Raw genomic sequence first — 21,396 nt, 5'->3', positions numbered from 1 at the left:
CCGAGCGGCGATCCGTGAGCAGCCTCACGCGCGGGCGAGTCGATCCTCCGGCTCGGCGAGGAGCCGCTCGGTGGTCTGCACGCGCCGGTGCTGCCGGACGCCGACGACGATCCCGGCCACCACGAGGACCGCGGCGTACAGCCAGCCCCACCCGGCCGGCCCTGCCGGCTGCAGGGTCGCGGCGGCGACCAGGGCCGCCAGGACGACGGACACACCGGGCGCGGCGACCCGCTCCCGTTGCAGCCGGCGGCGCGCGGTCCTCGGGTCCGCCCCCGTCCGGGAGGGCCCCCGCCGAGAGCACTCGCGCCACGGCGGCCCGCTCCACGAGCTCCTCGGCCTGGCGCCGGACGACCACCGTGACCACGAGCACCCCCACGGCGAAGAGCGCGCCGCGGAGGGCGGCCTCCTGCCAGCTCCACTCCTCGTCGAACGAGAGGACGTCGAGGGCCTGCAGGGTCGGACCGTAGAGCGCCCCTGCCGCGACCGCCGGCCGGGCGAGCACGAACAGGCGACGGCGTGGTGGACGGGTCACGCGGTCAGCCTGGCCGAACGCCGTCCGCACGCGCCATCGCGAGGTGCCTCGCGCGCGACGGGCACCTCAGGCGCGGTCGGCCACCGCGTACGTGATGCCGGCGGCGGCGAGGGTCACCAGGCCGACGGCGAGCCAGGACGCCATCCCGACGCCGAGGGCGAGCACGTGGGCGAGCACGAAGGCGCCGACGTAGAGCGCGCCGAGCCCGAGCGCCACCGCCCAGCCGCGGTGCCTCGCCCACAGCCAGGCCGCCCCCAGCCCGGCACCGACGAACAGCGCACCGCCCAGCGCCCGGATCCCGGTCCCCTGCGCGACGCCGAAGCCGGCCGCCAGGCCGAGGGCGACGAGGAGGGCGGAGGGGATGCGGGCGCGCGTGCGGGTCAGGGTCGAGCTCGTCATGCACCCAGTCTCCCCCGCCGTGGCCACGGCGGCGGTCACCGGTCGACCGGGGCAGGACCGTCGAGTGGGCAGTTGCGGTCGTCGACACGCGCGGCCACGCCGGCCCGGGCGACCGCGACTGCGCACTCGGAGCGGACGGACGAGGGCCCCGGACGCGACTCGGCGTCCGGGGCCCTGGTGTCGGCCCCTCTGCGGGGTCCCGCGCCGAGCTTGCGCGGCGTGGGGGCAGAGGGGTCCTCTGTCAGGCGGTGCGGAGCACGCCCTCGATCTCGAGCTCGACGCTGATCTTGTCGCCGACGACCACGCCGCCACCGTCCATCGGCATGTCGATGTCGACGCCGTACTCCTTGCGGGAGATCTCGGTCTTGGCGGAGAAGCCGGCGCGGGTGCCGCCGTAGGCGTCCGGCCCGAAGCCGTTGAGCTCGAGCTGGAGGGTCACCGGCTTGGTGACGCCCTTGATGGTCAGGTCACCGGTGACGGTCCAGTCGGCACCGTCGGTGGCGACGGCGGTCGAGCGGAAGATCATCTCGGTGTGGTTGCCCACGTCGAAGAAGTCGGCGGAGCGGATGTGCGCGTCGCGCTGCTCCTGGCGGGTGTCGATCGAGTCCATGTTGATGCGCGCGGTGACGCTGGACTGCGTGGGGTCCTCGGCGGTGACGATCTCGCCGGAGAAGTCACGGAAGTAGCCGCGGACCTTGCTGACCATCATGTGGCGGACGGAGAACCCGACCGTCGAGTGGCTGGCGTCGATGTCCCAGGTGCCGACGACGTAACCGGGGATCTGCGTGACGGTGGTCATGGTGCCTCCAGGTGGTTGAGCGTTGAACCGTATGCTGTGGGGAACTCTAGTTGAAGGCTCATCTATTCCGCCAGTACCCTCGGGGGTATGCCCGCCGACGTGTCGCTCGCTCCCGGAGACCCCGGCTCCACCGCCGGGGAGCCGCGCTGGCTCGATGCCGAGGAGCAGCAGGCCTGGCGGGCCTGGCTCTACAGCGCGCAGTTGCTGCAGGACCGGCTCGACCGCGAGCTGACCCACGCGACGGGCATCTCGCACGCCTACTACGAGATCCTCGTCGCCCTGTCCGAGACCGAGGGCCGGATGATGCGGATGAGCGAGCTGGCCGACCGCTGCCTGTCCTCGCGCAGCCGGCTCTCGCACGCGGTGTCCCGGCTGGAGGAGCGTGGCTGGGTGCGCCGGCAGGTCTGCCCGGAGGACGGCCGCGGCCAGCTCGCCGTCCTCACCGACGACGGCTTCGCAGCACTCGAGGCCGCCGCCCCGGTGCACGTGGAGGGCGTGCGCAGGCACCTGTTCGACCAGCTCTCCCCCGAGCAGGTCGCGGCGATGCGCGACCTGGGCGAGACGCTGCTGCGCCACCTCGGCCCGCGCTGAGCGCAGGCGCCGTCCCGGGACCCGGCGAGGACCGCGGTCAGCCCGGTCGGCCGCGAGGCGCCGCCCGCCGGGTCGCGGGAGCGGTGGCCGGGTCCTCGGGCCACGGGTGGCGCGGGTACCGGCCGCGCAGCTCGCTGCGGACGGCGGGGTATCCGGTGACCCAGAAGCCGGCGAGGTCGGCGGTGGTGGCGACAACCCGGGACGCCGGGGAGAGCAGCTGCAGCCGCAGCGGACGACCGGCGACGACCGGGGTGGCCGCCCAGCCGAAGACCTCCTGCACCCGGACCTGCAGCGTGGGCACCTCGGGATCGCCGTAGTCGACCCGCACGCGGGACCCGGTCGGCACCTCGACCCGCTCGGGCACCAGCTCGTCGAGCCGGCCGGCCAGGTGCCACGGCACCAGCCCCCGCAGGGCGGCGACGACGTCGACCCGGGCCAGGTCCGCCCGGCTGCGGGCGGCGGAGACCGCCGGGGTGCCGGCGAGGGCCGCACCCAGCGACTCGTCGTCGACCGCGGGCCAGGGCGACCCCAGCCCGGCACGTGCCGCGGCCAGCCGCTCGCGCAGCGAGGTCGCGGCCGGGGTCCAGCGCAGCAGCGCCAGGCCCTCGCGGCGCAGCGCCTCGGCGACCGCGGCGGCCACGGCGGTGGGGTCGGGGTCGGGCAGCGGGCGCTCGGTGAGCACGATCGCGCCGAGCCGCTCGACCCGCGCGGCGACCACGTCGCCGTCCCGCCAGGCCACCTCGGGCCCGTCGGTGACCCCGCCGGCCTCCCGGGCGGTCCCCTCGTCGACGGCGACCGCCCGGCGCACCCGGGCGTCCCGTCGGCCCGGCTGCCGGTCCGCGGCGGCCACCGCCAGCCACTCGGCGCCGGTCAGGGCGGTGCCGGGCGCCAGCTCCGCGCCGGTGCCCGCGGCCAGCAGGTAGGTGCGCCCACCGCCCGGCCGCCGGCGCGCCAGCCACCCGAGGTGGGCGAGGGCGACCACGAGGCCGGCTGCGGTCTCGTCCGGAACGCCGGGGTCGGCTGCGTCCGGGACGGCGCGGGCCAGCCGGTCGACCTCCTCGCGCCAGCGGCTCCCCGGACCGCCGCGGTCGCGGCGCAGGGCCCGCCAGTCCGCGACCAGGTCGTCGGAGCGCCCGGGGACGTCGGCCGACAGCAGCGCCACCACCTCGGCCGCGCGGCGGCGACCCACCAGCGGGGCGCCGTCGAGCAGCGCCCGCGCCAGCCGGGGGTGGGCGCCGACGGCCGTCAGCGAGCGCCCGCGGGCGGTGACCCGGCCGGCGTCGTCCACCGCGCCCAGCTCGCGCAGGGTGTCCCGGGCGACGGCGAGCGCGGCGGCCGGCGGCACGTCGGGCAGGGCCAGGCCGGTGCCGTCGGGGGCGCCCCAGCAGGCGAGCTCGAGGGCCAGCCCGGTGAGGTCGGCCACCGCGATCTCCGGCTCGGGCGCCGCCGGCAACCGGGCGTGCTCGGCCTCGGCCCACAGCCGGTACACCCGGCCGACCCCCTCGCGGCCGGCGCGCCCCGCGCGCTGGACCGCCGAGGACCGCGACACCCGCACCGTGGTCAGGGCACCCAGCCCGCGGGAGAGGTCGAAACGCGGCACCCGGGCCAGTCCGGCGTCGACGACGGCGCGCACGCCGGGCACGGTCAGGCTGCTCTCGGCCACGTCCGTGGCGAGCACCACCCGCCGCCGTGGCCCGGGGGCGAGCGCGGCGTCCTGCGCGGCCGCGGGCAGCCGGCCGTGCAGGGGACGGACGTCGGCGTCGAGCCCGCCGAGCCGGCCGCCCACGCCGGCGATCTCGGCGGCACCGGGGAGGAAGACGAGGACGTCGCCGGGCGTCTCGGCCAGGGCGCGGCGGGTCGTCGCGGCGACCGCGTCGAGCAGCCGGGGGTCGACGCGGCTGCCGTGCGGCGGGGCGATCGGGGGCTCGGGCGGGCACCACACCGGCTCGACGTCGTGCAGGGTCCCGGTCGCCTCCACCACCGGCGCCGGCGCGGTGGTGCCGAGGAGCGCCGCCAGCCGGCCGGCCTGCGCGGTCGCCGACATCGCCAGCAGCCGCAGCTCCGGCCGCAGCGCGGCGCGGGCGTCGACCAGGAAGGCCAGGGCGAGGTCGGTGTCCAGGTGCCGCTCGTGGCACTCGTCGAGCACGACGGCGCCGACCCCGGCCAGCTCCGGGTCTGCCTGCAGCCGGCGCACCAGCAGCCCGGTGGTGACCACCTCGACCCGGGTGGCGTCGCTGCGCCGGCTGTCCCCGCGGACGCTGTAGCCCACCGCGCGGCCGACCGGCTCGCCCAGGAGCGCGGCCATCCGGCGGGCGGCGGCGCGGGTGGCGAGCCGGCGGGGCTCGGCGACCAGGACCCGGCCCGGCAGCCCTCCGGCCAGCGCCAGCGGCACCAGGGTGGTCTTCCCGGTGCCCGGCGGTGCGACCAGGACGGCACTGCCGACCCCGGCCAGCGCGGCGTGGAGCGCCGGGAGGACCGCCCGCACGGGGAGGTCGGTGCCCGGCGTCCCCGGCGGTGGCAGCACGCCACCAGTGTCCCGGAGCGGCCGGGCCACCCCAGCCGGGGACGCCGGGTGACCGACGGGCAGGACGGTCCTCCCGGTCGGTCCGGGAAGGTGCACCCTGCCGCCCGGGAGTCCCCCGTCGGGAACGTGGTCGCCACCGACCCCGGCCGGGAGGACCCGACGACCACGACCGCGGTCCCCGCACCGACCGTCGCCGCACGCCGAGCGGCGTCGCGGTCCTCGCCACCTCCTGGGCGGTCGCCGTCCTCGGCCCGCTGCTGGTCGTCGCCGGGCCGAGCGCCGCGCGGTCGGAGCTGGCTGGCTGCCGCGGTCGGCCGGGCAGGCATCCTGGTGGTGGAGGACCACCCGCGGTGCCGGCGGGGCGAGGTCGCCCTGCTCGACGCGGAGCCCGACCTGGAGGTGGCCGGCACGGCGAGCACCGGCGACGGGGCCGTCGAGCAGGTCGCGGGTGCGCCCGGACGCTCGATCACGCGGGCGCTGTCGCTGTCCCCCGAGACGGTCATCGACCACGTGGCGGCGATCTCCGCCGAGCTCCCGGTGGCCGACCGCGCCGAGGCGGTGACCCGGGCCCGGGAGGCCGCCTGGGCCGGTGAGCCACCTCAGACCGTGCAGCCGTCCGGACCGCAGACCTCGCCGCCGGTGATCACCGGGATGAGCGGGGTGCGCTCGGACCAGGCCCGCTCGAGGACCTGCAGCAGCGCGTCGGCCGGCTGCGCGCCGTTCACGCCGTACTTCCGGTCGACGACGAAGAACGGCACCCCGCTGATGCCCAGCGCCTGGGCCTCGGCCTCGTCGGCCCGCACCGCGCCGGCGTGGCGCTGGTCGGCCAGGGCCGCGCGGACCTCGTCGGCGTCCAGCCCGGCCTCGGCGGCGAGGCGGACCAGGGTCTCGCGGTCGCCGACCGCCTCGCCCTCGCTGAAGTAGGCGGTCAGCAGCCGCTCCTTGACCGCGTCCTGCACACCGCGCTCGCCGGCCAGGTGGATGACCTGGTGGGCGTCGAAGGTGTTGGCGCGCACCGCCCGGTCGAAGCGGAAGTCCAGCCCCTCGGCGGCGGCCTGCTGGGTCATGGAGTCGGTCATCTGCTGCGCGCCCGGCACCGAGGTGCCGTACTTGCGGGCCAGCCGCTCGGCGTACTCGGTCGGCGAGACGGGGTCACCCGCGGCGGCCGACGGCGCACCGGGGTCGAGCTCGAAGGACCGCCACTCCACCTCGACCTCGTCGCGGTGCGCGAACCGCTCGAGGGCGGCCTCGAACCGGCGCTTGCCGATGTGGCACCAGGGACAGACGACGTCGGACCAGATCTCCACCTTCACGTCCCGGCGAACGTCCCGGCCGGCTGCTCGCATTCCGGCCGGGACGCCCGGCCCCTCCAGGGCACCGCCCCGAGCGGAGCGAGGGGTGGGGAGGAAGGGGTCCTCTCTCAGTCCTCGAACAGCTCCCGCGAGACGACGCCGGTGTCGGGGTTGTCGGTGAACAGCCCGTCCACGCCGGCCTCCCAGTACGCCAGCTGCTCGTCGATCGCCTGGCCGTAGTCGGACGGCTCCTCGCCGGGGTCGCGCAGGTCGGCGGGGAGGAACTCGTTCTCGTTGCGGAAGGTGTACGGGTGCACGAGCAGGTCCGCGGCGTGCGCGTCGGCCACGAAGGACGTCGGCTCGCCGAGCGTGCCGTCGTCCTCCCGCGGGATAACCAGGTTCTTGTCCGGCCCGACCCCGTCGGCGTACTCCCCGATCTCCGCCAGCCCCTCGGCGGTGGCCAGGTCGGCGTAGGTGCGCGGGTCGCCGGCGGCCACCAGGTCCGCGGGCGCGCCGGTGTTCGACATCAGCTGCACCAGCGGGACGTCGACCACCTCGTCGAGCTCGAGCAGGTTGGCCGTCTCGAACGACTGCACGAACACCGGCGAGCTGCGGCGGTCCAGCCCGGCCTCGTCGAGGTCCTCGACCAGCGGCTCCTCGAGGGAGAGGTCGATGCCGTCGAAGTAGGTGGGGTGCTTGGTCTCGATGTAGACGCCGATGTCGCGGCGCAGCTCGCGGGACAGCTCCTCGCGCAGCTCGAGCACCTCGTCGAGCGTGGGCACCTCGTAGAGCCCGTCGTAGAGGGTGTTCTCCTCGCGGATCCCGGGCAGCCGCTCGACCGCGCGCAGCGTGCGCAGCTCGGCCAGCGTGAAGTCCTCGGTGAACCAGCCGGTCAGCTCGACGCCGTCGATCACCTTGGTGGTCCGCCGGTCGGCGAACTCGGGGCGCTCGGCGACGTCCGTCGTCCCGGAGATCTCGTTCTCGTGGCGGGCGACCAGCACGCCGTCGGCGGTGCTGACGACGTCGGGCTCGATGTAGTCCGCGCCCATCCGGGCGGCCAGCTCGTAGGCGGCCAGGGTGTGCTCGGGCCGGTAGCCCGACGCACCGCGGTGGCCGATGACGAGCAGCTCGTCGGCCTCGGGGCCGCGGTCCTCCCGCTCCGGCGGAGCGGCGGTGGCCGGACCGGCCAGCAGCAGCGGGACGGCGACGACGGACGCGGCGAGCAGCGCGGTCCGGCGATGGGCACGTGGCATGGGTTCACTCCCCCGGGCTCTGACGGCGACCGTCGCCGTCGGCCCGGACGATCCCAGCCCGGCGACGTGACCGCGACGTGGGCACTCGCGCGAACAGGAGGTGAACCGGCGTCCCTCAGCCCTGCCAGACCTCCGCGACCTCGGCGGCCACCGCGGCCGCCTGGGCCCGCCCGGCCCGCGCGGAGCCGGCGCGGGCGGCGGGGTCCAGGACGTTGCGGCCGATGGCACGGCGGCTGGCGGCGTCCGGCGAGACGACGGCGACCCGCGCGACCATCCCGGTCACCTGGGCGTCGACGCTGCTGAGCGGACCGATGCCGCGCGGGACGGGCGCGAGGACGACGACGCGGTCGCACCCCTCGGCGAGGTCGGCGTTCGCGGCCGAGCGCATGCCGCCGTCGACGTAGCGGCGGCCGTCGATGGTGACCGGTGGGTAGACCCCGGGGACGGCGCAGCTGGCCGCCACCGCCTGGAGCAGCGGGACGCCGGAGGTGCGGTCGAGGACGCGGAACTGGCCGGTCTCCGCGTCGACGGCGGTGACCCGCAGGTCGCGGTCGGGCCACTCGCGGCCGACCAGCCGGGAGCCGATGACGTCGAGCCGCTCCTGCTCGCTCGGGGTGAGCCCGGCCCGCTCGGCGGCCAGCGCCAGCGCACCGATCCGCCGGCGGAACGCGACGTCGTCCCCGCGGCTGCGCAGCACCGCCCAGCCGTAGCGGGCGAGGGCGGCGCGGGTCATCCGGGCGACCTTCTCCCCGGTGGGTGGCTCGAGCTGGCGGCCGTACACCGCCTCCAGGTCGGCACCGCCGGCCACCTGGGCACCGACCACGGAGCCCGCGGACGTGCCGACGACCAGCTCCGCACCGGTCAGGTCGACCCCCGCCTCGGCCAGCCCGGTGAGGACACCGATCTCCCACCCGATGCCGGTGATCCCGCCGCCGCCGAGGACGAGGGCGGTCCGCTGGTCGGTCATGGCGCCATCCTCACCCACGGTCGGCCCTCGACACGCGTAGTGACGTGCGCCACGCTGGGTTCCGGACAGGAGGGATCCGCATGACCGCTCCGCAGGACGCACCGGGTCCGACCGTGCAGCGCAGGCCACCCGGTCTGCCGCCCTCGCTGGAGTACCCGTCGGTGCCGGTCGGCTCGATCCTGCGGGCGGCGGTGCGCCGCTGGGGCGAGCGGACGGCGTTCGTCGACCACGACGTCCCGCTGAGCTTCACCGAGCTGGGCGCTCGGGCGCACGCGGTCGCCAACTGGCTGGCCGACCACGGCGTCGGGCGCGGGGACGTCGTCGCCGTCCACATCCCGAACTGCCGCCAGTACCCGGCCGTCTACTACGGCGTCCTGCTGGCCGGGGCGACCTTCTGCCCCACCAACCCGCTGCTGCCGGCCGCCGACCTCGCCGCGCAGCTCACCGACGCCGGTGCCCGGGTGCTGGTCACCTGGGACCAGGTGCTGCCGCTCGTGCGGTCGGCGCTGGCGACCACCCCGGTGGAGACGGTCGTGGTCACCGGGGAGGCGCACACGCTGGACCTCGACGCGCGCCTGGAGCTCGAGGCCCGGGAGGTCGACCTCGCCGACCTGCTCGCCGGCGACCCGATCGACCGGCACCTGGACGCCGGCGTCGACCCCGCCGCGGACCTCGCGCACCTGGCCTACACCGGCGGGACGACGGGGGTCAGCAAGGGCGTGGAGCTGCCGCACCGCGCCGTCGTCACCAACGTGCTGCAGTCGGCGTGCTGGTCGTCGGGCTCGCTGCCGGAGCTCGACGAGGCGGGGGACGTGACGCTGCGCCAGGTGGCCGGGCCCGAGGAGTACCCGACGCGGCTGGGCGGGGCGCGGCTGGTCAACCTGACGCCGTGGTTCCACGCGATGGGGGTGATCGGCTACCTCAACGGCATGGTCATGGGCGGGACCACGACGGTGGTCCACGTGCGCTTCGACCCGGTGCGCTACGTCGAGGACGCGATCCGGCACCGGGTGACATCCATCGGCGGGGCACCGCCGGTGTTCGTGGCGCTGCTGCAGGTGCCGGGGTTCCTGGCGGCCGACTGGTCCGGCGTGCGCACCGTCTCCTCCGGGGCGGCGCCGCTGCCGGTGACGCTGATCGAGCGGCTGCAGGCGGTGCTGCCGAACGCGGTGATCGGCGAGGGCTACGGGCTCACCGAGGTCACCATGCAGGCCACCGGGAACCCGGTGTGGCGGTCGGGCACGCGCAGGGCCGGCACGGTGGGCGTGCCGCTGTTCGACACCGAGATCAGCATCCGGCCGCTGGGCGGCGGTGCCCCGCTGCCGGCCGGGGAGCGCGGCGAGGTGTGCATCCGCGGGCCGCAGGTGATGCGCGGCTACGCGCACCGGCCGGAGGCGACGGCCGAGGCGATCGACGCCGAGGGCTGGTTCCACACCGGGGACGTCGGGGTGCTGGACGGGGACGGCTACCTGGCGATCGTCGACCGCACCAAGGACATGCTGCTCCACAAGGGCTACAACGTCTTCCCGCGCGAGCTGGAGGAGGTGCTGTTCGGCGTCCCCGGGGTGGCCGGCGCGGCGGTGGTCGGGCGGCCCGACGAGGAGGCCGGGGAGCTGCCGGTGGCCTACGTCGTGCGCCGGGCGGACGACGCGGGGGCCGCGCTGACGGCCGCCTCGGTGATGGCCGCGGTCAACGAGCGGGTGACGCCGTACAAGCGGCTGCGGGACGTGGTCTTCATCGACGCGATCCCCGTGTCGGCCGCGGGCAAGGTGCTCAAGCGGGAGCTGGCGGCGCGGGAGCGGTCCACCGTCACGGGGGGCTGAGGCCCCGCTCCGACCCCACCGCTGCCGTCGCAGCACCCGTCCGCTCACCCGGACGGGTGCGGCGCGCACGCGGGCCGCCGGATGGCTCACTATCGTCCCGCGGGTGAACGGCGACATGGATCCGGCGACCGAGCACTCCGGCGTCCGCATCGCGCACGAGGAGCTCTCGCCGTTCCGCCAGGTGTCGCGCCGGGTGGTGATCGCGGCGGCCGTCCTGCTGGCCACGGTGTTCATCGTGTGGCTGGACCGGGACGCCTACCGGGACGGCGACGAGGTGGGCATCACCCTGCTCGACGCCTTCTACTACGCCACCGTGTCGCTGTCCACGACCGGGTACGGCGACATCACGCCGCTGACCCCGGGCGCCCGGCTCGTCAACATCCTGGTCATCACGCCGCTGCGCATCCTGTTCCTGATCGTCCTCATCGGGACCACCCTCGAGGCGCTGACCACGCGCACCCGCGAGGAGTTCCGCATCCGTCGCTGGAGGTCCCACGTGCGCCAGCACGTCATCGTGTGCGGCTACGGCACCAAGGGCCGCAGCGCCATCCGGTCCCTGCAGGCCGTCGGCACCCCGCTGGACCAGATCGTCGTCGTCGACCCGGAACCCCGGGCGATCGACGAGGCCAACTCGCTGGGGCTGACCGGCATCGTGGGCGACGCCAGCCGCACCGAGGTGCTGCGGCGGGCCTCGATCGAGCGGGCCCGGGCGGTGATCGTGGCGGCCAACCGGGACGACGCGTCGGTGCTCATCACGCTCACCGTCCGGCAGCTGAACGCCAGCGTGCCGATCACCACGTCGGTGCGCGAGGAGGAGAACGCGCAGCTGCTGCGGCAGTCCGGCGCCGACACGGTCATCACCACCTCGGCCACCGCGGGCCGGCTGCTCGGGCTGTCCACCGACGCGCCGCGGGTGGTCGCCACGGTCGAGGACCTGGTCACCGGCGGCCAGGGCCTGGACCTGCACCAGCGGCGGGTCACGGCCGGCGAGGTCGGTCTGGGTCCGCGGCAGCTGCGGGACGTCGTCCTGTCGGTCACCCGCGGCGGCCGCACGCTGCGCTTCGACGACCCGCTGATCGGCACGCTCGAGACCGAGGACGTGCTCGTGGTGGTCCGCTCCCACCCGCCGGGCGGTCAGCTCGCCGCCAGCTGACCACTCCCCTGCCGGCCCGTCCCCGGGTCGGTACGGGGAGGTCGGCGGAGCTGGCCCGGGCGACCCGGAGTTCCCGAGCCGGAGTGGTGTGCGGATGTGGCGCGTCTCCAGGCGGACCTGCGCCATGTCCGCACCCCACCCACCGTGCGGCCACGTCATGCACGGCCGACGTCGTCACGGAGGCGGGCCCGGGCCCGCAGCCCGGGGCGTCAGACGAGGACGGCGTCCAGCGCGTCGGCCTGCTGCACCAGGTCGGCCGCGGTGGTCAGCCACCCGGCCACCAGCAGCAGCGGCCAGGGCTGCTCGTCGTCCAGCGAGGCCGTCGTCGCGACCAGCGAGGCCTGGGCCACGGCCCTGCACGCCATGTTCCGCATGACGAGCTCCTTCCGTCGGGTGCCAGGAGGGTCGGCACCTGCGGGGTGTCAATCCAGCCGTGCAACACCGATGTCACCCCGATGGGGTGGATGAGGCACCGGCCGGGCGACCACCCCCGCCGGTGCGACCGTGGGCACACGCCCGGCGACACCCGCCGTTGCCCGTCCACAATGGTCACGTGCACGGGACGGGCGACGGGGACGACGTCAGTCGCGCGCTCCTCGCCCTCTCCGTGGACGCCGCTCGCATCGGGACCTTCGAGGTGGACGTCGCGACCGGCCGGCTCACCTGGAACCGGTGGATGTTCGAGCTGCTCGGCGTGGACCCCGCGGACTTCGGCGGCGGTCTGGCCGACGCCTACCGGCACATCCACCCCGACGACGTGCCCCGGGTGGCCGCGGAGGTGGACGCCGCCTTGACCCGGACCGGCGCCTACGCCACCGAGTACCGGGTCCCGCTGCGCGACGGCCGGGTGCGCCACCTCTCGGCGCGCGGGCGGATGCTCACCGACGCCGACGACCGACCGGTCCGCCTGGTGGGCGCGGCACACGACGTCACCGCGGAGCGGGAGAGCAGCGGCCGCGTGCAGGCCGCCCTGGAGTCGCTGGCGATCGGCTACCTCGCCATGGACGCCGACTGGCGGATCACGTACGTGAACGCCCAGGCCGAGCGCATCACCGGCCGCCCCCGCGGCGAGCTCCTGGGCGGCACGGTCTGGGAGCACTTCCCCGCCGCCGTCGGGACCGTCTTCGAGGACCACTACCGGCGCGCGTCGGAGTCCGGCGAGGCCGTCACCTTCGAGGCGCACTACCCCGAGCCGCTCGACATCTGGGTGGAGGTGCGGGCGGTGCCGGAGAACGGCGGGGTCGCCCTCTACTTCCTCGACGTCACCGATCGGCGCCGCGTGCAGGAGGAGGCCGAGCGGGCGGCCCGGCGCAGCGCGCTGCTCGCGGCGGTGACCGAGCAGCTCACCGGGACGCTGGACGCCGAGCGCGCGGTCGCCTACCTCGCCCGGCTCGTCGTCCCCGCGCTGGCCGACTGGTGCGTCGTGACCCTCGTCGACGACGAGGGCCCGGCCCGGGGCCGGCGGGGCCTGCGGGACGTCGGCTGGGCGCACGCCGACGAGGCCCTGCGGACGACGCTGGACGCCTACGCGGAGCGGCGCATCCCGGCGCTGCGCGAGGAGTCCTTCCTCTTCCGCGCGCTGGTCACCGGCCGGAGCGTCGTCGTCGACTCCGGCGCCACCGCCGCCGTCCAGGGCGTGCTGGTCCCCGGCGATGCGCAGGACCGGGTCGCCGAGCTCGCGCCGGAGTCCTTCGTCGTCCTCCCGCTGCGCGGTCGTGGGCGGACCGTCGGCCTGCTGACCCTGTTCAACGGCGCGGCCCGCGGGCCGATGTCGGCCACCGACCGGGACACCGCGGCGGACGTCGCCGGGCGGGCCGGTCTGGCGCTGGACAACTCCCGGCTGTACCGCCAGCAGCGCGACCTGGCCGCCGGCCTGCAGCGGTCGCTGTTCACCCGCCCGGTGCAGCCGGACCACGTGCAGATCGTCGTCCGGTACACACCTGCTGCCGAGGCCGCCGACGTCGGCGGCGACTGGTACGACGCGTTCATGCAGCCGGACGGCGCCAGCGTCCTGGTCATCGGTGACGTGATCGGCCACGACACCGAGGCCGCCGCCGCCATGGGGCAGGCCCGCACCGTGCTGCGCAGCCTCGGCGCCGCCGACCGCTCCGGCCCCGCCGAGCTGCTGCGCCGGACCGACGAGGTCCTGGAGACGCTGCGGACCGGGATCATCGCCACGGCCCTGGTGGGACGCCTCGAACAGGAGGCGGACCTCGCCGACCAGGGGCTCACCCGGCTGCGCTGGTCCAGCGCCGGCCACCCGCCGGCCGTGGTCGTGTCCGCCGACGGCGAGGTCGAGTTCCTCGCCGGGGAGAAGGCCGACCTGCTGCTCGGGGTGGTCCCGGAGACCGCACGCCGGGAGCACGAGGCCCTCCTCGGCCACGGCGCGACGATCCTGCTCTACACCGACGGGCTCATCGAGGCGCGTGACCAGCCGATCGAGGTGGGGCTGCAGCGGCTGCAGGAGACCCTGACCGGCCTGGCCGCCGACGACCTCCCGCTCGACGACCTCGTCGACCGGTTGCAGGAGCGCATGCTGCCGCCGCACCCGGAGGACGACGTCGCGCTGGTCGCCGTCCGGCTGCACGACCAGCGCGAGCCGCGGCCGGCCGAGGCGGGACCGAACCGCACCCCACCCGGCCTCCCGGACGGCTGAGACCCCGGGGCTGCCGGACGCTCCCGACCCCCCGGATTGGCGGGCGCGCGCACGGCCGGGCCGGAGAGAGACTGGCCCGCGCCAGGAGCGGTGCGTGCCGGTGAGGTCATGGGGGACGGGTCGATGTCGAAGAACTCCGGGGCAGCCGGCCGTGCACGCCACCGGCGGCAGGCGCCGGCCGCTCGGGTGCCGGCCCCGCGGCGGCACGGGCCGGGACTGTGGCGCGGCGCGGCCGTGGTGGTCGCCGCCGGCCTGATGGCGTCCTCGCAGGGGGACGGCGCCGTCGCACCGGCCGCGAGCACCGCGCAGGACCAGCCGCCGGCCGCGTTCCAGGCGTTCGCCCACGCGGCCGCCCAGAACACCTCCCCGCCGACCGCCGCCGCGCCGTCCGCGGTGCCGCCGTCCGACGCCCCGGGCTCGACCGCGGCGCCGTCGAGCGCGGCGGCTGCCGCGTCGGGCCTGGCGGCCGGCGGGATCCCGTCGCTCGCCAAGGCGGCCTACGACTCCGCCGCCGCGGCAGCGCCGGCCGGGTGTGGCATCGACTGGTCGCTGGTCGCCGCCATCGGCCGCGTCGAGTCCGACCACGGCCGCTTCGCCGGTGCGGTGCTGCAGACCGACGGGCGGTCGGCGCCCCGGATCGTCGGGATCGCGCTGGACGGCACCGGCACGGCCCTCATCCGGGACACCGACGGCGGACGCCTCGACGGCGACACGGTCTACGACCGCGCCGTCGGCCCGATGCAGTTCATCCCGTCCACGTGGGCGCGCTACGCCAGCGACGGGGACGGCGACGGGAGCAGCGACCCCTTCGACGTCCAGGACGCCGCCCGGGCGACCGCCCGCTACCTGTGCGCCGCCGGCGGCGACCTCACCACCGTCGGCGGCCAGCGACGCGCCGTCCTCGCGTACAACCACTCCGACAGCTACGCGGCGACGGTGCTGACCCTGGCCGCCGAGTACGCCGGGACCCCGGCGCCCATCGTGCCGACCGTCGCGGTGCCCCCGCCGTCCGACCCGCCGGCGCACCCGGGCGCCCCACTGGCTGCGCCGCAGACCGCGAGCCCGCCGTCGTCCAGCCCGCCGCCGGCTCCTGCCCGCAGGACGACGGCACCGCCGACGTCCCCGCCGGCCGCGGCCCCACGAGCGGACCTGCCGGCTCCGACCCCACCGACGGTGTCGACGCCGACCACGACCCCGCCGGCGGTCACCACCCAGCCCAGGACGAGCCCGCCGGTCACCACGCCGCCCGCGGTCACCACCCCGCCGAGGACGACGACCCCGCCGACGACGGCACCGCCGGCCACCACCCCGCCGGTCACCACGCCGCCGACGACGGCACCGCCGGCCACCACCCCGCCGGTCACCACCCCGCCGGTCACCACCCCGCCGGTCACCACGCCCCCGGTCACCACGCCGCCGGCGACGACCACGCCGCCGGCCACCACGCCCCCGACGACCACCGCCCCGCCCGCGACGACCCCACCGACGACGACGCCCGGGTGCACCACCCCGGCCGTGGCGTCGCTCGGCACGGTCGACATCCGCGACGGCTCCGCCGACCCGTCCGTGTCGGCCGCCGTGGCTGCCCGGGTGGTGGCGGCGGGCGGCACGGTCGGCGCCGTGACGGCCGGTCAGGACGCGATGTCCGCCGTCCTGTACCCGGACGGCGAGGCCGAGGTGGCGGCTGCGCTCGCCGAGGCCCTGGGCCTGACCGGCACCGCGCAGGCCGGGGCCGTCGACCGGGTCACCGTGGTCGTCGGAGCCGCGGACGCCGCCGATCTGGTCTGCGCGCCCTGACAGGGCGACGCACCGGTCGGCGCCGTCTCGGACAGACCAGGACGAGCCCGGACACACGAGAGCCCCGTGAGGACGTGGTCCTCACGGGGCTCTCTGCAGGGGTGGAGGTGGCGGGAATCGAACCCGCGTCCTACGACGCATCACCAGGGCTTCTCCGAGCGCAGTCCGCTCTGTCTCTGCTCGACCCCATCGATCCCACGAACGAGTCGATGTGACGGGCCCAGTCGCTGTGAGGTGTCCCGTGCGCGCCCGCGACCGGCACGCACGGTGAGTCATCTAGCTGATGCCAGGATCCGGGCCGATGACGAACCCGGGCTGACAGACCCGCCTACGCTGCTATCAGGCAGCGAGGGCGAAGTCGCGCTGACTGGAGTCGGCGCTTGTGTTGTTTCCGACGCGTGGTTAACGAGCTCATCGTCGGCTTCCTCGGCTCGCTTCCCCTGGTCACACGACCGCAGTCGAGACCATTCACCCCCTGTGTAGTTGTGCAGACAGCCTAACGGCATCGGACGACGCGCTGTTCCCGGCGGCGCCTCAGATCCAGCCGCGGCGCTTGAAGACGGCGTACAGCGTGACGCTCACCCCGATCATGAGCACCAGCGCGAACGGGTAGCCCAGCTGCCAGGAGAGCTCGGGGATGTCCTCGAAGTTCATCCCGTACACGGTCCCGACCAGGGTCGGCGCGAACAGGATGGCCGCCCAGGCGGAGATCTTCTTGACCTCCTCGCCCTGCGCGATCGAGGCCTCGGTGAGCTCGCGGATCTCCTCGTTCTGCCGCTGCGCGACCAGCGTGGCGTTCACGGTGAGGATGTCGCGCAGCTGGAGCCGGAACGCCTCCACCCGCTCGGTCACCGACACCACGTGGTCGGCGACGTCGCGCAGGTAGCTGCGCAGCTCCTCGTCGACGCCGTACTTGTCGAAGCCGGCCGTGATCGCCGCGAGGATGCCGGTCAGCGGGGCGGCGGCACGCTGGAACTCCAGCACCTCCTGCGAGAGCTCGTAGATGCGCCGCGAGACGCCGGGGTCGCCGCGGAAGACCTCGGTCTCGATCTCGTCGATGTCGGTGGCCAGCCCGGCGACCACCGGCGCGTACCCGTCGACGACGGCGTCGAGGATCGCGTACAGCACCGCCTCGCTGCCCTTCTCCAGCAGCGCCGGCTCGCTCTCCAGCCGCCGCCGCACCCGGGAGAGGTCCGGGGACTCGCTGTGCCGCACGGTGATGGCGAAGTTCCGGCCGAGGAACAGGTGCAGCTCCCCGAACTCCACCTCCTCGGCCGCGTCGAGGTAGCGGGCGGCCTTGAGGACGACGAACAGCGTGCTGCCGTAGCGCTCGAACTTCGGCCGCTGGTGGGCCTTGATCGCGTCCTCGACCGCGAGCTCCGGGAGGTCGTACTGCTCGGCCAGCTCGCCGAGCTCCGCGGGCTCGGGCCGGTACAGGCCGAGCCAGACCAGGCGCTCGGGGTCCTCCACCAGCCACTCGTGGCTCCCCGCGACGCTGTCCGGCGTCGCCACCCGCCGTCCCGACGAGTAGACGGCGTTGTCGACGATCACCGCGGGCCGCTCCCGGTCGACCGGCACGGGGGCGGGCGGCGCGGGCGCGAGGGCCAGCTCGGGCCGCGGGCGGCGGGTCAGGCTGGACAGGGCGGTGAGGGACGCACGGCGGCGGTCGACCACGGCGGGCTCCTGAGCGGTCGCGGGAACGGGAGGACTCGTCGGAGCCCACTCCCGCGCGTGGCGCTAGGCGGTGCGGCCTCCGGTGCCGGTACTGGGCGGTTCGCTGGGCACGCGCAGCACCTCCCGTCGTCCGTGGGCCGGCCCGCGACAGGGCCGTCGTCCATCGTGACACGCGCTGTCCAGCCGACTCCCCCGCGCAGGTGAACGGCAGCCGACGGTTGCCCTCCCGGGATCCGGCGGGCAGCGTCCGGGACGTGACCGACGACGCGCTGGCCGCCCACCTCGTCGGCGGGCGCGAGGCGGTCGCCGACATCCAGGTGACCGTCGCGGACGTCGAGGACGAGGCCGGCTACGTGCCGGCCCTGGTGGCCACCGGCCTCGAGCCGGACGCTGAGCACGAGGTCGACGAGCACCGGCAGCACGGAGCCGGAGGACGCCGGCGCGGGCACGAGCCCGCTACCTCCCGGACAAGACCCCGGCCGGGTAGGCGCCGTTCGCGACCAGCCGGGCCGACAGCGCGCGGCCCAGCTCGACCACCCGCGCGGTGCGCTCCGGGCCGAGGTGTGCCCACGGCGCCGCGGAGAGCGCGTCGGTGCCGGCCTCCACCTCCGCGCGCAGGGCCACGCCGGCCTCGGTGAGCGCGCCCTCGGCGAGCAGCCCCCGCCCGGTGAGCCGCGCGCAGGCCGCGGCCCACTCCTCGTCGCTCCACCCGCGGGTGGCCTTGGCGGCGGCCTCGGTGAAGCCGCGACCGGTGTGCGTGTGGGTGATCAGCGACTCCAGACCGGACATCCCCGACCGCACCAGGCAGGCGACGTGCCCGTCACCGCGGTGCTCGCGCAGCAGCGTGGCCCCGTGCCACAGCGACAGCACCGGCTCGTCGGGCCAGGGCTGGTCGGCGTGCCCGGCATAGAGCGGGCGGCCCTCGGGTGCGAGCACCCCGCAGGCCTCCCGCAGCAGGCCGTCCAGCTCGGCGACCTCGGGCGCGGCGGCGGCGTCGGCTCCGCCGAGCAGCCGGGTCAGCGAGGCGCGGGCGCCGTCCAGCCGGGCGGCCAGCACCTGCTCGGGGCTCGCCAGGGTCCAGGCACGCGGCAGGTGCCGGGCCACGAGGGACGGCGCGAAGTTGGCGAAGGTGGCGACCACGGTGCCCGGCCCGACCGCGCCCATCGCGGCCGCCCGCCCGGCGAAGTAGCACATCCGGCCGGGACGCAGCCCGACCGCGGTGAGGTACTCGTCCTGCTCGGGCGAGAAGTAGACCTGGTTGTGCAGCGGCTCGACGGCGCGGTGCGCGCGGGCGACGTCGGGCAGGGCGGGCCGATCGACGCTGACCATGCGCCGGACCTTAACGACCGCCGTCCGCCGGGCCGAGCGGGCGCAGCCAGCGGCGCTGCCACGGCGTCTCCACAGCGCGGGGGTGGTACCGCTCCCACACCCACCGGACGGCGTCGTCGACGGGCAGCCCGTCGAGGACGGCGAGCGCGGCGAGCGCGGTGCCGGTGCGCCCGACCCCGCCGCGGCAGGTGACCTCCACCCGCTCCCCCGCCCGCGCGCGGTCGAGCGCCTCGGTGAGGGCGGCGAGGACGTCGTCGCGGTCCAGCGGCACCCCGAAGTCCGGCCAGCGCACCCGGCGCGCCGGCCACGGCGGCAGCGGGCCCCTGCCGAGGACGACCGCCCGGTCGGCCGGGGACGCCGGGGCGCCCAGCCGCCGGCCGCGGACCCGCACGCCGCGCGGCAGCTCGACCAGCCCCGCGTCATCGGCCCAGCTCACGGCGCCGCCGGGCAGGTCCGGGCCCACTCGACGCGGGTGCGGATCGGCGCGAACCCCAGCCGCTGGTAGAGGCCGAACGCCCCGGTCGGGTTCTCGGTGTCGACCTGCAGCCCGGCGGTGTCGCAGCCGGCGGCCGCTCCCGCCTGCAGCGCCGCGACGATCGCGGCCGAGGCGATCCCCCGCCCGCGGGCGGCGCGGAGGACGCCGAGCTGCCCGAGGTGCGCCTGCTGCAGGCCGGTCGCGCGGGTGTCGGCGTCGTAGACGTAGGTCAGCACGTAGCCGGCGACCGCCCCGTCGACCAGGGCCAGCACCGACAACTCCGGCCGGAAGGCGCGCATCCCGGTGAACCACGCCCGCCACGCCGTCGCGTCCCGCTCGGCGGAACCGTGGTGGTCGGTGAAGGCCGCGTTGTGCGCGCGCCGCACCTCGTCGTCCCGCTCGGGGGCGTAGGGCGCCAGCTCGACTCCCGGCACCGCGGGGACCTCCGGCAGTGCGGTCAGCGGGCGCTCCATGTCGGCGTACCAGCGCTCGGCGGTGAAGCCGGCCCGGCGCACGAGGGCCTCCAGGGTGCCCATCCCCGGGTACACCGAGACGGTCAGCCGCCCGGGCAGCTCCGGGTGGTCGCGCCGGTGCACCTCCTCGCCCCGGGCCAGCTGCCAGTCCAGCAGCGCCCGCCCGATGCCCCGGCCGCGCCAGCCGGGGTGCACCCGCCCCTCGAGCAGCACGCGGTGGTCCTGCCGCACCCCGCCCATCGACATCACCACGGCCACGCCCACGAGGGCGCCGTCGGCGGCGCACACCGCCCGGCTGTCGCGCGGCAGGTCCACCAGGTCGTTGACCCACCACTCGGCGAGGTCGTCGGCGTCCAGGTGCTCCCCGGTGTCGTCGGTCGGCTCGGCGGCGGCGAGCAGCTCCGCCGCCGCGGGGAGGTCGTCCGCGGTCAGCGGACGGGCGGTGAGGCCGTCGGACAGCGTGGGCACGGGGCGCAGCGTAGGGACGCCGTCGGGTCCGGTCGACCGGGTTGCGGCCGTCCCCTTGCGGGCGGGGCGGCCCGCCGCCAGCATCGGCGCACGCCGCCGAGAGGAGGGCCCCGTGCCCCGCTTCCTGGTCATCGCCCGGTACCAGGCCCAGGGTGCGCGGGCGGTGATGGCCGCGGGCGGCACGGCGCGCCGCAGCGCCTTCGCGCACGCCGTCCTGGACCTGGAGGGGCGGCTGGAGAGCTTCGACTTCGCCCTCGGCGACGAGGACGTCTACGCCGTGGTCGACCTGCCCGACCCCGCGGCCGCCGCGGCCCTGTCGCTGTCCATCAGCGGGGGCGGCGTGGCCACGGTCCGCACCGTCGTCCTGCTGACCCCCGAGGAGGTCGACCGGGCCGCCCGGATGCACCCGCACTACGCGTCCGGGGCGAGCTGAGGGTCACCAGCCGGGCAGGAACAGGCAGAACGGGTGGCCGGCCGGGTCCAGGCACACCCGGACGCCGGCCTGCGGCTGGAACCCCGCCACCGTGGCCCCCGCCTCGACTGCCACCGCCACCGCGGCGTCGAGGTCGTCGACCTCCACGTCCAGGTGCAGCTGCATGCGCGGGTCGCCCGGACCAGCCGGCCACACCGGCGGCACGTGGTCGGCCTCCTGCTGGAAGGACAGCCCCGGACCGCCGTCCCCGGGTCGCAGCCGCGCCCACTGCGGGGTGTCCTCGACCAGCGGCCAGCCGAGCAGCCGCTGGTAGAAGCGGGCCAGACCGGGCGGGTCGGGGGTGTCCAGGACGGTCGCCGAGAGCCTCACCCGCGCCAGCCTGGACAGCCGGGCACCGCCCTGCCACCGGAGAGCGCCGCTCACGGAGCCGCCGGGCGCCCGGCCGTGGCGCGGGCCGGGAACGGCAGGACGACCTGCCCGACACCGACCGGGTCGTCCAGCATCGGCCAGTGCCCGCTCTCGTCGAGCACGACGACCTCGACGCGGCCACGTCCGTGGCCCGGTACAGCCGAGAGGACGGCGCGCTGCGTGCTGGGGCCCTGCAGGCTGCGGCACAGCCGCTGCGTGAGGTCGCGAGGGCACGGGGGCGAGGGATCCCCCCATCTTGCGGATCTCTTGCGGTTGGTGGGCGGGTGGCCTGCGGAAGGGCCCGCAGAGTCGTTCCTGACGCCGGATCACCCCGACCCCGGCCCCGAGGC

At 76.3% G+C, this 21,396-nt stretch carries 19 protein-coding genes and 1 other RNA gene; 6 read left to right on the top strand and 14 right to left on the bottom strand.

Going from position 1 to position 21,396, the window contains the following annotated elements:
- Positions 1–24: 24 nt before the first annotated feature.
- The 3 genes from BLR12_RS21525 to BLR12_RS21515 all read right to left on the bottom strand — a co-directional run bounded on the left by BLR12_RS21525 (position 25) and on the right by BLR12_RS21515 (position 1,730).
- Positions 25–213 carry a hypothetical protein gene (locus BLR12_RS21525; protein ID WP_091382368.1) on the bottom strand — a complete coding sequence of 63 codons (189 nt, stop codon included), beginning with the start codon at positions 211–213 and terminating at the stop codon, positions 25–27.
- Positions 214–598: 385 nt separating this feature from the next.
- Positions 599–931: a hypothetical protein gene (locus BLR12_RS21520; protein ID WP_091382367.1), complete on the bottom strand. Its 333-nt coding sequence runs from the start codon at positions 929–931 to the stop codon at positions 599–601.
- 241 nt (positions 932–1,172) lie between these two features.
- Positions 1,173–1,730: a YceI family protein gene (locus BLR12_RS21515; RefSeq protein ID WP_091382365.1), complete on the bottom strand. Its 558-nt coding sequence runs from the start codon at positions 1,728–1,730 to the stop codon at positions 1,173–1,175.
- Positions 1,731–1,817: 87 nt separating this feature from the next.
- On the opposite strand from BLR12_RS21515, the gene BLR12_RS21510 reads away from it, so the two are divergent.
- Entirely contained in the window at positions 1,818–2,321 is a 504-nt protein-coding gene (locus BLR12_RS21510; protein WP_091382363.1) for a MarR family winged helix-turn-helix transcriptional regulator, read from the top strand.
- Between the two features lie 37 nt (positions 2,322–2,358).
- Here the strand turns inward: BLR12_RS21510 and hrpB are convergent, their stop codons facing one another.
- The 4 genes from hrpB to BLR12_RS21490 form a co-directional block, all read right to left on the bottom strand.
- Complete coding sequence (gene hrpB / locus BLR12_RS21505; RefSeq protein WP_091382361.1) at positions 2,359–4,845, bottom strand: ATP-dependent helicase HrpB; 2,487 nt, start codon at positions 4,843–4,845, stop codon at positions 2,359–2,361.
- A gap of 599 nt (positions 4,846–5,444) precedes the next feature.
- On the bottom strand, positions 5,445–6,152 hold the full coding sequence (locus BLR12_RS21500; protein ID WP_255363696.1) for a DsbA family oxidoreductase: 708 nt from the start codon (positions 6,150–6,152) through the stop codon (positions 5,445–5,447).
- Between the two features lie 113 nt (positions 6,153–6,265).
- The gene (locus BLR12_RS21495) at positions 6,266–7,390 is read right to left on the bottom strand and encodes a glycerophosphodiester phosphodiesterase (RefSeq protein ID WP_091382358.1); all 1,125 of its coding nucleotides are present in this window, start codon (positions 7,388–7,390) and stop codon (positions 6,266–6,268) included.
- Positions 7,391–7,505: 115 nt separating this feature from the next.
- Positions 7,506–8,357 carry a patatin-like phospholipase family protein gene (locus tag BLR12_RS21490; protein WP_091382357.1) on the bottom strand — a complete coding sequence of 284 codons (852 nt, stop codon included), beginning with the start codon at positions 8,355–8,357 and terminating at the stop codon, positions 7,506–7,508.
- A gap of 80 nt (positions 8,358–8,437) precedes the next feature.
- Here BLR12_RS21490 and BLR12_RS21485 point away from each other — a divergent pair, with 80 nt between their 5' ends.
- Both BLR12_RS21485 and BLR12_RS21480 read left to right on the top strand, forming a co-directional pair.
- On the top strand, positions 8,438–10,180 hold the full coding sequence (locus BLR12_RS21485; protein WP_091382355.1) for a class I adenylate-forming enzyme family protein: 1,743 nt from the start codon (positions 8,438–8,440) through the stop codon (positions 10,178–10,180).
- Positions 10,181–10,283: 103 nt separating this feature from the next.
- Entirely contained in the window at positions 10,284–11,333 is a 1,050-nt protein-coding gene (locus BLR12_RS21480) for a potassium channel family protein (protein WP_255363695.1), read from the top strand.
- A 209-nt stretch (positions 11,334–11,542) separates the two neighbouring features.
- Here BLR12_RS21480 and BLR12_RS24735 read toward each other — a convergent pair whose 3' ends face one another.
- A complete protein-coding gene (locus tag BLR12_RS24735; protein ID WP_166527754.1) occupies positions 11,543–11,707 on the bottom strand; it encodes a hypothetical protein in 165 nt (54 codons plus the stop codon).
- A 179-nt stretch (positions 11,708–11,886) separates the two neighbouring features.
- On the opposite strand from BLR12_RS24735, the gene BLR12_RS21475 reads away from it, so the two are divergent.
- On the top strand, positions 11,887–13,989 hold the full coding sequence (locus BLR12_RS21475; protein ID WP_255363694.1) for a SpoIIE family protein phosphatase: 2,103 nt from the start codon (positions 11,887–11,889) through the stop codon (positions 13,987–13,989).
- Positions 13,990–14,079: 90 nt separating this feature from the next.
- Positions 14,080–15,786: a lytic transglycosylase domain-containing protein gene (locus tag BLR12_RS21470; RefSeq protein WP_091382352.1), complete on the top strand. Its 1,707-nt coding sequence runs from the start codon at positions 14,080–14,082 to the stop codon at positions 15,784–15,786.
- Between the two features lie 99 nt (positions 15,787–15,885).
- Here BLR12_RS21470 and ssrA read toward each other — a convergent pair.
- The 5 genes from ssrA to BLR12_RS21445 form a co-directional block, all read right to left on the bottom strand.
- Positions 15,886–16,262, bottom strand: a transfer-messenger RNA (tmRNA) gene (gene ssrA, locus BLR12_RS21465).
- Positions 16,263–16,320: 58 nt separating this feature from the next.
- The gene (locus BLR12_RS21460) at positions 16,321–17,460 is read right to left on the bottom strand and encodes a magnesium and cobalt transport protein CorA (protein WP_091382350.1); all 1,140 of its coding nucleotides are present in this window, start codon (positions 17,458–17,460) and stop codon (positions 16,321–16,323) included.
- Positions 17,461–17,916: 456 nt separating this feature from the next.
- Entirely contained in the window at positions 17,917–18,789 is an 873-nt protein-coding gene (locus BLR12_RS21455; protein WP_091382348.1) for an SCO6745 family protein, read from the bottom strand.
- A 10-nt stretch (positions 18,790–18,799) separates the two neighbouring features.
- Positions 18,800–19,225: a protein-tyrosine phosphatase family protein gene (locus tag BLR12_RS21450; protein ID WP_091382658.1), complete on the bottom strand. Its 426-nt coding sequence runs from the start codon at positions 19,223–19,225 to the stop codon at positions 18,800–18,802.
- Positions 19,222–20,205, bottom strand: coding sequence for a GNAT family N-acetyltransferase (locus BLR12_RS21445; protein ID WP_255363693.1), 984 nt, complete (start codon positions 20,203–20,205; stop codon positions 19,222–19,224). The genes BLR12_RS21450 and BLR12_RS21445 overlap by 4 nt, the downstream gene beginning before the upstream one ends.
- Positions 20,206–20,317: 112 nt before the next feature.
- On the opposite strand from BLR12_RS21445, the gene BLR12_RS21440 reads away from it, so the two are divergent.
- Positions 20,318–20,638, top strand: coding sequence for a GYD domain-containing protein (locus BLR12_RS21440; RefSeq protein WP_091382345.1), 321 nt, complete (start codon positions 20,318–20,320; stop codon positions 20,636–20,638).
- 3 nt (positions 20,639–20,641) lie between these two features.
- On the opposite strand, the gene BLR12_RS25395 is transcribed toward BLR12_RS21440, so the two are convergent.
- A complete protein-coding gene (locus BLR12_RS25395) occupies positions 20,642–21,007 on the bottom strand; it encodes a VOC family protein (protein ID WP_091382342.1) in 366 nt (121 codons plus the stop codon).
- Positions 21,008–21,396 lie beyond the last annotated feature (389 nt).

This window comes from Geodermatophilus sp. DSM 45219 (assembly GCF_900104025.1).
Classification (GTDB): Bacteria; Actinomycetota; Actinomycetes; order Mycobacteriales; family Geodermatophilaceae; genus Geodermatophilus.
Note: the sequence above shows the minus strand (reverse complement) of the source record. Positions and strands in the feature narration are given on the sequence as shown.

Excerpts from the sequence above, each read along its gene's own strand:
- BLR12_RS21520 (WP_091382367.1), bottom strand. The coding sequence starts at position 931 with ATGACGAGCTCGACCCTGACCCGCACGCGCGCCCGCATCCCCTCCGCC.
- BLR12_RS21515 (WP_091382365.1), bottom strand. The coding sequence starts at position 1,730 with ATGACCACCGTCACGCAGATCCCCGGTTACGTCGTCGGCACCTGGGAC.
- BLR12_RS21510 (WP_091382363.1), top strand. The coding sequence starts at position 1,818 with ATGCCCGCCGACGTGTCGCTCGCTCCCGGAGACCCCGGCTCCACCGCC.
- BLR12_RS21495 (WP_091382358.1), bottom strand. The coding sequence starts at position 7,390 with ATGCCACGTGCCCATCGCCGGACCGCGCTGCTCGCCGCGTCCGTCGTC.
- BLR12_RS21490 (WP_091382357.1), bottom strand. The coding sequence starts at position 8,357 with ATGACCGACCAGCGGACCGCCCTCGTCCTCGGCGGCGGCGGGATCACC.
- BLR12_RS21485 (WP_091382355.1), top strand. The coding sequence starts at position 8,438 with ATGACCGCTCCGCAGGACGCACCGGGTCCGACCGTGCAGCGCAGGCCA.
- BLR12_RS24735 (WP_166527754.1), bottom strand. The coding sequence starts at position 11,707 with ATGCGGAACATGGCGTGCAGGGCCGTGGCCCAGGCCTCGCTGGTCGCG.
- BLR12_RS21455 (WP_091382348.1), bottom strand. The coding sequence starts at position 18,789 with ATGGTCAGCGTCGATCGGCCCGCCCTGCCCGACGTCGCCCGCGCGCAC.